12 protein-coding genes are annotated in these 12,838 nt (G+C 69.1%); 3 read left to right on the forward strand and 9 right to left on the reverse strand.

What is annotated here, in order from left to right; translation table 11 throughout:
* Window positions 1–20 precede the first annotated feature (20 nt).
* Window positions 21–1,691 (forward strand): PucR family transcriptional regulator, encoded by a 1,671-nt coding sequence (locus ABT313_RS30045; protein WP_350860752.1) that lies wholly within the window; start codon window positions 21–23, stop codon window positions 1,689–1,691.
* Between the two features lie 46 nt (window positions 1,692–1,737).
* Complete coding sequence (locus ABT313_RS30050; RefSeq protein ID WP_350860754.1) at window positions 1,738–3,267, forward strand: hypothetical protein; 1,530 nt, start codon at window positions 1,738–1,740, stop codon at window positions 3,265–3,267.
* Window positions 3,268–3,281: 14 nt separating this feature from the next.
* Here the strand turns inward: ABT313_RS30050 and ABT313_RS30055 are convergent, their stop codons facing one another.
* The 3 genes from ABT313_RS30055 to ABT313_RS30065 form a co-directional block, all read right to left on the reverse strand.
* Window positions 3,282–4,091: an NAD-dependent epimerase/dehydratase family protein gene (locus tag ABT313_RS30055; RefSeq protein WP_350860756.1), complete on the reverse strand. Its 810-nt coding sequence runs from the start codon at window positions 4,089–4,091 to the stop codon at window positions 3,282–3,284.
* Window positions 4,092–4,172: 81 nt separating this feature from the next.
* Entirely contained in the window at window positions 4,173–5,129 is a 957-nt protein-coding gene (locus tag ABT313_RS30060; protein WP_350860758.1) for an electron transfer flavoprotein subunit alpha/FixB family protein, read from the reverse strand.
* A gap of 14 nt (window positions 5,130–5,143) precedes the next feature.
* The gene (locus ABT313_RS30065; protein WP_350860760.1) at window positions 5,144–5,926 is read right to left on the reverse strand and encodes an electron transfer flavoprotein subunit beta/FixA family protein; all 783 of its coding nucleotides are present in this window, start codon (window positions 5,924–5,926) and stop codon (window positions 5,144–5,146) included.
* 130 nt (window positions 5,927–6,056) lie between these two features.
* On the opposite strand from ABT313_RS30065, the gene ABT313_RS30070 reads away from it, so the two are divergent.
* Window positions 6,057–6,785 carry a class I SAM-dependent methyltransferase gene (locus ABT313_RS30070; RefSeq protein ID WP_350860762.1) on the forward strand — a complete coding sequence of 243 codons (729 nt, stop codon included), beginning with the start codon at window positions 6,057–6,059 and terminating at the stop codon, window positions 6,783–6,785.
* Here the strand turns inward: ABT313_RS30070 and ABT313_RS30075 are convergent.
* The 6 genes from ABT313_RS30075 to ABT313_RS30100 form a co-directional block, all read right to left on the reverse strand.
* Window positions 6,772–7,890, reverse strand: a complete 1,119-nt coding sequence (locus ABT313_RS30075; RefSeq protein ID WP_350860764.1) for a hypothetical protein — start codon at window positions 7,888–7,890, stop codon at window positions 6,772–6,774. The two genes, ABT313_RS30070 and ABT313_RS30075, sit on opposite strands and share 14 nt — an antisense overlap.
* A 1-nt stretch (window position 7,891) precedes the next feature.
* Complete coding sequence (locus ABT313_RS30080; protein WP_350860766.1) at window positions 7,892–8,869, reverse strand: acyltransferase; 978 nt, start codon at window positions 8,867–8,869, stop codon at window positions 7,892–7,894.
* Window positions 8,870–8,887: 18 nt separating this feature from the next.
* Window positions 8,888–9,841, reverse strand: a complete 954-nt coding sequence (locus ABT313_RS30085; RefSeq protein ID WP_350860768.1) for a class I SAM-dependent methyltransferase — start codon at window positions 9,839–9,841, stop codon at window positions 8,888–8,890.
* Entirely contained in the window at window positions 9,841–10,620 is a 780-nt protein-coding gene (locus tag ABT313_RS30090; RefSeq protein ID WP_350860770.1) for an enoyl-CoA hydratase/isomerase family protein, read from the reverse strand. Before ABT313_RS30090 ends, ABT313_RS30085 begins: the two co-directional genes overlap by 1 nt.
* 92 nt (window positions 10,621–10,712) lie before the next feature.
* Window positions 10,713–11,756 (reverse strand): Gfo/Idh/MocA family protein, encoded by a 1,044-nt coding sequence (locus tag ABT313_RS30095; RefSeq protein WP_350860772.1) that lies wholly within the window; start codon window positions 11,754–11,756, stop codon window positions 10,713–10,715.
* Window positions 11,753–12,775: a Gfo/Idh/MocA family protein gene (locus ABT313_RS30100; protein WP_350860774.1), complete on the reverse strand. Its 1,023-nt coding sequence runs from the start codon at window positions 12,773–12,775 to the stop codon at window positions 11,753–11,755. The genes ABT313_RS30095 and ABT313_RS30100 overlap by 4 nt, the downstream gene beginning before the upstream one ends.
* Between the last annotated feature and the right edge of the window lie 63 nt (window positions 12,776–12,838).

Consider the following 12,838-nt stretch of genomic DNA (forward strand, 5'->3'; position numbering starts at 1 on the left):
CTGGGGGCCGGAGGTGATCGGTGACGAATCGACCGCGGGCGAGTCTCGGCCGGGTTCTCGACGACTTGGGCGCGACCTTGCTGGAGCTGGTGCACGGGGATCCGGACGGGCCGGCGGAGATCGGCGGGATCGTCATCCTCGATCCGCTCGACGAGCCCGTGCTCCCCTCGCACGCCCTCGTCCTCGGCGTCGGCCTGCACGAGCCCGACCGCATCGCCGACGTACTGCGTGACCTCGGTCGTCAGCAGGCCGCCGGGCTGGTCGTCCGCTCCCCCATCGCGGCCGGTGACCTGCTGGCAGCCGCGGTGGCCGAGTCCGGAGTCGCCCTGCTGGCGTTGACCCGGGGCGCGTCGTGGGACCAGCTCGCCGTACTGCTGCGGTCTCTGCTCGCGGACGGCGACGTCGGTGAGGTGCAGACCCTCGCGGGCATGCCCTCCGGCGACCTGTTCGCGCTCGCCAACGCGACCGCCGCGCTGCTCGACGCGCCCGTGACGATCGAGGACCGCAGTTCGCGCGTGCTCGCGTTCTCCGGACGGCAGGACGAGGCCGACACGGCCCGGGTGGAGACCGTGCTCGGCCGCCAGGTGCCGCAGCGGTACTTCCGGCTACTGACGGAGTACGGCATCTTCCGCGAGCTGTACCGCACCGACCGTCCCGTGCACGTACCGCCGTTGCCGACCACCGGCGAGACCTTCACGATCCCGCGGGTCGCCGTCGCGGTCCGCGCCGGCGACGAGATCCTCGGCTCGATCTGGGCCGCCGTCCGCGACCCGCTCACCCCGGAGCGCTCCCAGGCCCTGTGCGACGCCGCGAAGTTGGTTGCCTTGCACATGCTTCGCATCCGCGCCGGTGCCGACGTCGAACGCCGGCTGCGCGCCGACCTCGTCAGCACGGCGTTGGAAGGCGGCCCCGGCGCGCGAGCCGCCCTGGACCGGTTGGGGCTGGCCGATCAGCACGTCGTCGTACTCGCTCTGGGGATCATCGCCTTCGACTCCGAAGACTCCGTGGTCCAGACCGACGAATCGCTGGTCAGCCAGGCCGGACTGGCCGGGGAGCGTCAGCGGCTGGCCGATGCGTTCGCCATGCACCTGGGCGCCGTGCATCCGCGGGCTGCTGCCGCGTTGGTGGGTGATGTCGCGTATGGGCTGATACCGGTGCGGCCGGACCGGTCCGACGGCGAGGAGCGCGCCGTACGTATCGGCAAGCACTTCCTCGAACGGATCGGCGACCGCGTCACAGCCAGCATCGGAGTAGGCCCTGTCGTTGCTGAGGCTGCGCATCTACCCAACGCGCGTGCTGGTGCCGACCGTGCTCTCCGCGTACTGCGAACCGGGCGTGGCGCGCCACGGGTCGCACGACTCGCGGATGTCCACGTCGACACCCTCCTGCTCGAGCTGCGCGACCTGATCGAAGCGCGCGGAGACGAGCCGACCGGTCCGATTGCCCGTCTGGTCGCGTACGACCGCCAGCACAACACCGACCTGGTCGAGACGCTGAGGGCGTGGCTGGATGCGTTCGGCGATGTCGCCGCGGCTGCTGCGGCGGTGTACGTGCACCCCAACACGTTCCGGTACCGCCTGCGCCGCCTGGCCGAGGTGGGCGGGCTGGACCTCGACGACCCCGACTCCCGCTTCGCAGCGATGCTGCAGCTCCGACTGGTCAGCCCACCGCACCGCCAGATGACCCGCTGAACCGCCATCCTTCCGGAGAGCAATCGCGGACGAGGGGACGGGGCGCATGACCGACTGGTGGCGGGAACGACGGCAGAACGAACAGCTCGAAGACCTGCAGAGCGAGATGTCCTATGCGCGACAGGAGACGTCGCGACTGCAGTCCCAGCTGTCCAAGATCCAGGGCGGCCTACAGGAACGCGTCAACCGCCTCTCGACGGCCTTCGACGCGTTCGTCGAGCTATCCGACCTCCGCTACGAGATGTCCGGCTACCTCCCCGCCGCCGAACTACGCCGCTACACCAGCCAAGTCCTGACTGCCATGGCTTCCGACACTCCACTCCCACCACCCACCGAACCCGTCCCGCAGTACTGGCTAGGACCAGCCACCGAGGCCCTGATCACCCTCGCCTCCGCGCAGGACGTGCAGGCGCCCGGCCCTGGGCAGGACGAGCAGGCGCTCGGTGTGGCGATGGGGCTCGACGGGCGGCGTACGGCGACGTTCCTGTCGCTGGCGTTGGCTGCGCTCGGGCAGCGGCATCAGGTACGGAGCGAGTGGCTGGACGTGGCGTTCGGCGTACTGCCTGCAGACGGGACGGTTACCCGCGTGCAGCGGGTGCTGTGGGCTACCGCAGCACGTGGTGGGTTCGGTGCGGACGGTCTGGAACTGGTGGTGAAGCGGCTGCAGTCGGCCGCACCACCGGCGGACTGGCTACCGAAGCTCGAGAAGCGCGGCGAAACCCCGCCCTCCTCCGGCACCCGTTTCGAGGCCGTTGCGGAGCAGGTGACCGCGCGCATCCGCCTCGGCCGGGTCCGCTCCGCTGTCGAGTCGATCGCAGGGAACACCGAGGCCCGCGAACCGGCTCCCACTGTCAAGTACGACTCCGCGGGCAGCACCGCCGCGGTGCTGCGGCTGTTGATCTCTGAGGGGAGCGAGCCGGAGCGGGAGTCGTTGGCGCGGGTTGCCGTGCTGCGGGCTCAGATCAGTGGTGCCGGGGAGTCAGCTGCGGAAGGGCTCGAGGACTCGGTCGGTACGGTCGAGGGGCTGCTCGCCGACGACCTGGGCCAGAAGGACGACCCGCACCTGGCGGCGACCGTACTGCGCGTCATCGGCCCGTCAGTACTCCCCTCGATCGAGGAGCTCGCGCGAGTGGCGGGTCAGCCGAGCCCGGCGCAGATCGACGTGGCCAGCGACGGCCACACGATCGCGGTCCGCCCGGACGGGCCCGACCAGCTCCAGCTGAGCACCGCCGTCTCGACCATCACGCGGTCCGCCGGCGTCGTGTCCACCGGCAAGTACGCCGTCCCAACCGCCCTCGTCGGCATCGGCGTAGTCGTGGCGATCGCTCTCGGCCTCGTGAACGCGATCTGGATCGTCGCCGGCGCAATCCTGATCGGCATCGGCGCCTTCCGGTACTGGAACCTCCGCACCACCAGCAAGGCCGACCAAGCAGCAGCCGCGGAACGAGCCACACGCCTCACCGAACGTTGCACCACAGCCACCACCCAACTAGCCGACTACACCAACTCCTCCGACGCCCGGCAGTCCTCCGTGGCGACCGACCTGACCACCATCCGCACCCACCTCACCACCTAGACCGCCGGCATCGGTTACTGGTTGCGCCAGGTGGACTGGTGGGTCCAGTGGATGACTTGGGCGGCTTGGCTGGTGTCGTAGAGGGACGTGGTTCCCGGTACGGCGGTGTGGATGGTGGTGTCAGGTGAGTGGGTCGCTAGGAGGGCTGTGGTGGGCTCGTGGCGGCCGGTGTCCTCGGCTGCGATGAGGAGGGTGGCGAAGCGGTTGTGGGTGCGAGGTTGGAGGGAGAGGGTGCACGCGCGGGCGGCTTCGGCCAGGTCGACGTAGCCCCAGAGGTTGCGGCGGTTGTCCTCGGGTGGGGCGTCGGCGATGTACCGGCGTACCTCGTCGGGCGTGAGGATCCAGTGGAAACGCAGGGCGGTGACCTGTACGCCGCGGCGGGCGTACGTCTGTCCCATACGTTCGAGGACGTCCTTGGTGAGCGCGTACGGGTCGACGTACCGGAGCTCGGTGTTCTCGTCGATCGGGACGTCCGGTGTGCCGATCTCCTCGGGAGACCATGCGGTGCCGTAGATCGACCCGCTGGAGGCGAGCACCGCGGTACGGATGCCTTGTTTCCAGGCTTCTTCGAGTGCGTTGAACGTCGTGATCGTGTTGAGCTCGAACAGACGGACCGGCTCGATGTTCTCGGGACTGGCGATGGCCGCGCAATGCACGATCGCGTCAGCACCACGCAGTGAACGGGCGACCGCGTCCCGGTCCATCAGATCGACCGCGTCAGGTCCGGCGAGGTCGGCTTCGATCACCTCGTAGCCGTCGGCGAGCAACTGCCGACAGACCTCCGCACCCAGCTTGCCTCGTGCCCCGCTGACCCAGATCCGCATCTGCCGCATGCTAGCCCGCCCAAGCGGCGGCCCGGCTCGGGAGGGGAGCCGAGCCGGACCGCTGGACCAGGTCTGGCGGGGTCAGGCCTTGCGCTTGGTTACTTCTTCGGTGGCGGTCGGGAGGACCTTGTGGAGGTCGCCGACGACGCCGAAGTCGACCAGTTCGAAGATCGGGGCCTCGGGGTCCTTGTTGACCGCGACGATCGTCTTCGAGGTCTGCATACCCGCGCGGTGCTGGATCGCTCCGGAGATACCGGCCGCGACGTACAGCTGCGGGGACACGGTCTTGCCGGTCTGACCGACCTGGTAGGCATGCGGATACCAACCCGAGTCCACCGCTGCACGTGACGCGCCAACGGCTGCGCCCAGCGAGTCCGCGAATGCCTCGACCGGACCGAAGTCACCGCCGGTACCGCGGCCGCCGGACACGATGATCGCGGCCTCGGTCAGCTCCGGACGGCCCGTCGCCTCCCGCGGCTTGGACTCGGTGATCCGCGCCGTCTTCGCCGCGTCGGAGATCGACACGTCGAACTCCTCGACCTCCGGGGAGGTCTCAGCGGCCTCTGGGGTGGCGGCGTTCGGCTTGACGGTGATGATCGGCGTCCCGTGCGTCACCTTGGACTTGACCGTGTAGTTGCCCGCGAACACCGACTGCGTAGTGACGGGACCACCATCACCGGCCTGCACGTCGACGGCGTCGGTGATCAGACCCGAGTCGAGCTTGACCGCGAGCCGGGCCGCGATCTCCTTGCCCTCGGCATTCGACGAGATCAGGATCGCCGACGGCTCCACCTTCGCCGCGACCTGCTGCAACGCCTCGGCCTTCGGCGCCACCAGGAACTGCGAGAGCTCCGGGCTCGACAGCGCGATCACCTTGGTCGCGCCGTACTGACCCAGCGCCGGCAGTGCGTCCTGCACGCCCTCACCGACGAACACGGCGACAGGCTCACCCAGGCGGCGGGCGATGGTGAGGAGCTCGGCGGTCGTCTTGCGGACCTTGCCCGCGGCGTGGTCGACCAGAACCAGAACGTTCGACATATCTACCCCGCTCCTCAGAGGAACTTGTTCGTGGACAGGAACTCGACGAGCTCGGCGGCGCCGCTGCCGTCCTCATCGGTGACGATCGTGCCGGCGCTGCGCGGCGGACGAGCGGTCACCTCGACCACTTCGGTCCACGCCGACGAGCCACCGACCTGCTCGGCGGTGAGCTCCAGATCGGCCAGCGACCAGGTCTCGACCGGCTTCTTCTTCGCCGCCATGATGCCCTTGAACGACGGGTACCGCGGCTCGTTCGCCTGGTCGGACACGGACAGGACCAACGGCAGCGTGCCCTCGATCGTCTCGCTCGCGGTGTCGCCGTCGCGGCGGATCCGGACGGTCTGCCCGTCGACGGTCACCTCCGAGCCCAGCGTCACGGCCGGCAGCCCGAGGCGCTCCGACACCATCGCCGGCACGACTCCCATGCCGCCGTCGGTCGAACCCATCCCGAACACGACCAGGTCGGCCTCGAGCTTGGCCAGCGCCTTCGACAGGATCAGCGAGGTCGCGACCGCGTCCGAACCGTGGATCGCGTCGTCGACCACGTGGACACCGGCGTCGGCGCCCATCTGCAGACCCTTCTTCACCGCGTCGGCGGCCTGCTCCGGACCGACGGTGAGAATCGTCACCTCACCGTCTCCGGACTCCTTCACGGTCAGCGCGGTCTCGACGGCATACTCGTCCAGCTCGGACAGCAACCCGTCGACACCGGCACGATCCACCGTGTTGTCCTCGGAGCGGAAGCGGCGGTCCGCCGTGGCATCCGGCACGAACTTCGCGCAGACGACGATCTTCATAGCGTGTGGGACCCCTTCTGGTTAACGGTCTCTCCCAAGCCTGCCACGGATGTTACCCGCGAGAAACATACGTCCCGTGCGAGTCCCATCACAGTCCCGGGCACCAGTCCGACTCAGTAGTCTGACTCGGGTGACCGAGACGTTACCGCTCACCGGCGAGAGGACCGCACCCGGGATCTGGCACGAGAACTATTGGTTCGCGCGCCACGACGCGGCCTATCGCTGGATCACGGCCCACCTGCAGATCGAGCGGACCGGCCGGATCCTCGACGCCGGCTGCGGCGAGGGCTACGGCACGGAGCTGCTCCGCCTGGCGGGCGCGGACTCCGTGACCGGTCTCGACTATGAACATACGACGTTGCGCCACGTCCGCCGGGTTTATCCACAGACCAATGTCGTCCGGGGCAATCTCGTCCAGACGCCGTTCGCGGACAGCGCGTTCGGTTTCGTCACCTCGATGCAGACGATCGAGCACCTGTGGGAGCAGCCGCGGTTCATCGCGGAGTGCGCCCGCATCCTCGCGCCGGGCGGGACCGTCGTCCTGAGTACGCCGAACCGCCTGACCTTCCCGAGCGGGAACTGGTACCACACGCGCGAACTGACCGCCGCCGAGTTCGTCGAACTGCTCGAGCCGTACTTCGACATCACACACGCGCTCGGTCTCCACCACGGCGAGCGGCTCACGGCGTGGGAGGCACAGTACGGCTCGTGTGTCGACGCGCAGCTCGCCGCCGAGCACGGCCAGTGGGACGACGACCTGGCCGCGCTCGTGCGGAGCACCACCTACGAGGACTTCGAGATTCGCCCCGGTCAGCTGGACGAATCTCTCGACCTCATCCTGGTGGCTACGGGCGGATGATGCGTTCGACGATCTTGCCCGCGATCAGGTAGACCAGCGCCGCGATACCCCAGTTGACGAGCAGGGTGTTCTTGGCGGTCTCGAGCCGGAACAGGTCCTTGAACGGGCCGACCAGATCATGACCGCGCTCGAGGATCCAGCGCACGATCTCGTTGCTCTGGTTGGTCTGGTCCAGCGCGGTGAACAGCGCACCGAGCGCCAGTACGGCGGCCGCCAGCACCGCGATCAACCAGATCAGCGACGCGATCAGGTTGCGCAGCTTCCGCACACCGGAGCCGACCGAGGACAACGCCTGCTTGCCCTTGCCGGCACCCGATCCCGACGCACCGCCCCGCGCCGTCGGCGGTTTGTTGCCTGAGGCACCTGTCGGGCCCGAGGGCTTCGCCCCCGGCTTGCCGACGGCCGTCCCGGTTGCGCCGACCGCGGCCGTCTCCTTCGCGGCACCGTCCGTGGCCGGCTGCTCGGGTGCGGCCTCCTCCGAGTCGGCCGCACCCGACGACGCCTCGGCCGCCGCCTTCTCCCGCGCCCGCTGCTCCGCGACGATCTCCGCCGCGGTCTTCGGGCGGGCCGTCTTGGTCGCGGTCGCCGTACCGGCGCCGGTCGCCGTACCCGCGGCCGGGCCGGTCGCCGTACCGGCGTCCTTGGCCGGCGTCACGTCCGCCTCGGCGGCCGCGCCCTTCTCGTTCTGCGTACCCACGTCGTCCATCTCCTCAGCCGGGGTCCGTTCCTCGTCCGTGGCCACCGAGCCCACGCTGTCCACCTTGCCGACCGTCTCGGCGGCAGCCGGCGGTCTCCTACGCCGACTGACCGGGACCGGGCGCGGCGACAACCGGCGGCGGGCACCCGCTACCGGGGCCGGCGCCGCTGTGCTGCCGTCTGCTGCCTGTGCTTCCGAGCTCATCCTTGCGTTCACGCCCATGTCTGGTTCGTTTGTTTCAAGCACTGGTTCCAACGTAGCGCGACCTGACGCCGTCGGCTGCGCGACGATCGGTACGGGATCGACGGCGCGCGTCCTGGCCTGCGTGATCGAGCCGTCGGCCGCCGCCTGGTCGAGCAACGACCGGGCCGCCGGATCGCCCGGATCGATCGCCGCCGGGTCCGCCACGCTACTTCTCCTCTCCGACGCTCAACCGGTCAGTCAGGTGATCACCGGCGTCCGACCGGACGTGGGGGCCATAGTGCCCGACTGGTGAGTAACTTGAGAACCCCTCACGGTCCTCTTTTTCACCATCTGCTTCTACCTCATCACCACCCGCATCCCCCTCATCGACGCTCCGGGGAACCGCGGGCGGGTTTTCAGCCGCAGCCGGAACAGGCGCGGACGCCGACGCCGCGTCAACCGGGGTAGGCGGCGCTGCCGGGGTAGGTGGCGCTGCCGGGGTAGGCGCCGTGGCCACGGTGGGGGCAGCGCCGGCCCGGAGTTGGGCGGCCGTCCTGTCGTTGGCGGCGGCGAGGCCGGCCAGGTACTTGCGTCGTTCGGCGCCGGCGGTGAACCGGGCCGAGCGATCGGCCACGACCACTGCCGGGATCCCGGCAGCCACGGCGTACGCCGGGATGTTGCCTCGGGCAACGCTGTTGGCGCCGATCACCACCCCGCGGCCGATATCGGCACCGCGGGTGACCGTCACCTTCGTTGCCAGCCAGCAATCCGGGCCGATGCGGACCGGGGACTTCACCAGGCCCTGGTCCTTGATCGGCAGATCGAGGTCCTCGGTCTTGTGGTCGAAGTCGCAGATATAGGTCCAGTCCGCGATCAGTGTCGACGCACCGATCTCGATATCCAGGTAGCAGTTGACCGTGACGTCGCGCGCGAACACGACCTTGTCGCCGATCCGCAACGTCCCCTCGTGGGCCCGCAACCGGGTCTCGTCACCGAGATGCACCCACTTGCCGAGGACGATCCGGCCGTGACCGGGCCGCGCCACGATCTCCAGATGCTTGCCCAGGAAAACGAAACCCTCGGTGATCACCTGCGGGTGGCGCAGCTTGAACCAGGCGAACCGCCAGTAGCGCTTCAGGTAGTACGGCGTCCACGCCCGGTGGCGCACCACCCAGCGCAGATTCGCCACGGACAGCAACCGCATCAACACACCCTACTGCTCCTACTGGGCCGAAGGCGCCACACCAGTGATGGAGACGTTGTAGTACAGCTCATCCGGTACGACGGTCGACAGCACCTTGTCCACCTTGGACAGCTGCAGCCACGACTTGTACGCGAACATCCGCCACCCGAACCCGAGCTTCTGCTCCGGTACGGCGGCCTCGAACGTCCGGATCGGCCACCCGACCCATGCCGCCAGCAACTCCTCAGTGACGGTCCGAACCTGCGAGGCCCCGGCCCGCGTAGCCATCCGCGCCAGCGTGTCCGGGTCGAACGTGTGCAGGTCGACAACGGCCTCCAGAGCAGCAGCTCGCGAGGACTCGTCCAGCTCGGACTGCGGCCGCCGCCAGTGCGCCAGGGCGGGGAGCTTGGTCACGTTCGTCGTCGCCCACCAGGTGAACCGGGACAGCCGTCGGGCCACGAAGTCGCCGTACCGCGTGGGCTCGCCGCAGATCACGAACCGGCCGCCCGGCTTGAGCACGCGCAGCATCTCGCGGAACGCCAGCTCCACGTCCGGGATGTGGTGGATGACCGCGTGCCCGATGACGAGGTCGAACGTGTCGTCGTCGTACGGCAGCTTCTCCGCGTCCGCGACCCGGCCCTCGATCGCGAACCCGAGCGTCTTCGCGTTCTTCTTCGCCGCCTCGACCATGCCCGGCGAGAGGTCGGTGACGTGTGCCTCGTCGAGGACGCCGGCCAGCTTCAGGTTCAGCGTGAAGAAGCCCGTACCGGCGCCGATCTCGAGCGACTTCCCGTACGGCCAGCCGCGTGAGCCGGCGATCGCGGTGAAGCGGTCCCGGGCGTAGTCGACGCAGCGTTCGTCGTACGAGATCGACCACTTCTCGTCGTAGGTCGACGCTTCCCAGTCGTGGTACAGCACCTGGGCGAGCTTGTTGTCGCTCCACGCGGCTTCGACATCTTCGGCGGACGCGGCGGGCTTCGAAGTAGCAGACATCACTTTCCCTTGAATTCAGCTTTGCCGGGACCGTTCTCGACGAACGACGTCATGCCGATCGAGCGGTCCTCGGTGGCGAACAGCGCGGCGAACTGCTGCCGCTCGATCTCCAGCCCGGTGGCCAGGTCGACGCCAAGACCGGAGTCGATCGATTCCTTGGCCGCGCGCAGTGCCATCGCCGCGCCGCGGGAGAACTGCGACGCCCAGGCAACCGCTTCCTCGTACACGGAAGCGGCCGGTACGACCTTGTCGACCAGACCGATCGTGAGCGACTCGGCAGCGTCGACGAAGCGGCCGGTGTAGATCAGGTCCTTGGCCTTGGACGGGCCGACCAGGCGGGACAGGCGCTGCGTACCGCCGGCGCCCGGGATGATGCCGAGCAGGATCTCCGGCTGGCCGAGCTTCGCGTCGTCCGCCGCGATCCGGTAGTCGGCGCAGAGCGCGAGCTCGCAGCCGCCGCCCAGCGCGTAGCCGGTGATCGCGGCAACGGTCGGCTTCGGGATCGCAGCGACCGCGGACAGCGACGACTGCAACGGACCGGAGCGCTTGGCCATGTCGGCGTACGACATGTCGGCCATCTCCTTGATGTCCGCACCGGCCGCGAACACCCGCTCGCCGCCGTAGATGACGACCGCCCGGACGGCGTCGTCCTCGGCCGCCGCGGTGGCGGCGGCCCGGATCTCCTCCTGGACCTGGACGTTCAGTGCGTTCATCTTCGGCCGATCCAGCCGGATCGTCCCGACACCATCACTCACGGTCAGGTTGACGAACTCGCCCATACTCCAAGCTCCCTACGGTTCCCGGGGACTACCCATCAGTCACATCCCCGGGAACCGTACCGGACCAGAGCAACCCGGTGTACTACGGGCCGCTAAAGATCGACGGCCTGCCCCGATGCCGCGGAGCGGCGGGCGGCGTCGACGATCTTCAGGGTGCGGAGGCCGACGGCACCGTCCGGCTGGGGTACTACCGCCGGCGGCTGACCGGCGACCGCCGGGCCGGCTGTGCGGACCGCGTCCAGGAACGTGTCCACCATTGCCTCGTCGAGGTTGCCGCCGATTCCCAGGAACACCTCGCCGTTGGCGTCCGTGCCGCCCACGTGCGGGAGGAACGGTTCGATCTCGACCGAGCCGTTGGTGCCGGTGACCTGCAGCGAGACGCCGCCCCAGGTCGGGCCGTTGTCGGGGACGCTCCAGGAGAAGTCGATGGTTGCCAGCAGCCCGTTGTCGTAGTTGATCGTGACCAGACCGCCGGTCTCCACCTCCACGCCCTTGTCCTGCTGCAGGATGCGGTTCGACGCGGCGTACACGCGGGTGGCGGACGCACCGCCGGTCAGTCCGTCGATCAGGTCCGCGCAGTGCACGGTGTGGTCGACCATGGCGCCTCCGCCGGCCTGCTTGGCGTCGACGAACCACTGCCGGGCGGCGTACGGGATCTTCCCGTTGTTCGTCCCCAGTACTGCGAACACGTCGCCGAGCCGGCCGGCCTCGACGTTCGCCCGCAGCTGCAGGTACGACGGGGCGAAGCGGACCGGGTACGCGACCATCAGGATCACGCCGGCCGCCTCGCACGCTGCCAGCATCGCCTCGCCGTCGGCAACCTCGGTGGCCAGTGGCTTCTCACACAGGACGTGTGCGCCCGCAGCGGCAGCACGCTCGACCAGTGCGCGGTGGCCGGCGTTCTCGGACGTCACGATGACGGCATCGGGTCCCCATGCGAACAGCTCGTCGTACGTGTCGACGTACGGAATGCCGAACATCCCGGCGAGCTCGGCGCCACGCGGGCCGTCGTCGGGTGCAGAAGCGCCGTCGGGGTCGGCGGCCAGCACCTCGACATCCGGCATCGCAGCGAGCAGATGCGCGTACGAACCGGCGTGGACGTGGGCAAACGAAGCCAGAGCAACCTTCAGGGTCATGCCACTGCTCCACTCGAGACGAAGGTCTTCATGTCGATCGGCTGGCCGGACTCCATCGACGCCCGCGCCGCCTCGGCCAGGTAGACGGCGGTCGCACCGTCGGATGCGAGCACCCGCGGATCCGGTCCGCCGCGCAGCCCAAGGGCCAGCTCACGCAGCTGCGTCAGGTAGGGGCTCTCCCCCAGCGTCGACGCCGGAATCAGCAGATCGCCGCCGGCACCGCCGTTCTGCAGCTCTTCCTTGTAGCCGGTGTCACCCTCCGACGTGAACTTCAGTACGCCGGTGGACCCCGCCACCTGGAACCCGGTCTGGAACGTCGTACCCGTCGCTCCCCAGGTCGCCCGGCAGTGGCTGATGGCGCCGGACTCGTGCGTCAGCGTGACATGGGCCGCCACGTTGACCGGGCTGATGCCGTCGACGGTCGGCGGGTTCTGGACGGCGTACACCGTGGTGACGTCGCCGCACAGCCAGCGCGCCTGGTCCAGGTCGTGCACCATCAGGTCCATGATCACGCCGCCCGAGCGGGCGACTTCCCGGTACCAGCCGGCGCCGGCCGGCGAGGACGCCTGCCGGTAGAACCGCGCCACCGCGACCTCACCGATCCGCCCGGCCCGGATGGCGTCGTACGCCGCCTTGTACTCCGCGAAGTACCGGACGACGTGGGCCGGGTACAACCGGACGCCGGCCGCGTTCGCCGCGTCGATCACCTCGTGCGCGTCGGCCGCGGTGAGCGTCAGCGGCTTCTCGCAGATCACGTTCTTGCCCGCCTTGATCGCGGCCAGCGTGATCTCCTTGTGCGTCGCCGACGGTGTGACGATGTCGACGAACTCGGCCTCGGCCAGGCAGGCGTCCAGCGAAGCCACGACCTCCAGCCCGTACTGCTCCGCCAGTTCTTCTGCGCCTTCCAGCGAGTACACCAGGACCCTGGCCCCGAGGGCCTTCCACGCGGCCACGTGGACGTGGCTGATGTTGCCCGCACCGATCAGACCCACGGTCAGACCGGCAAGCTCTTCCGACATGAGATCCCCTAGAACCACAGGTGGGTAAATTAGTAACGGTCCCTGCGTATCACTGCGCACAGA

The sequence above is a fragment of the Kribbella sp. NPDC000426 genome (assembly GCF_040300265.1).
Lineage (GTDB): Bacteria > Actinomycetota > Actinomycetes > Propionibacteriales > Kribbellaceae > Kribbella.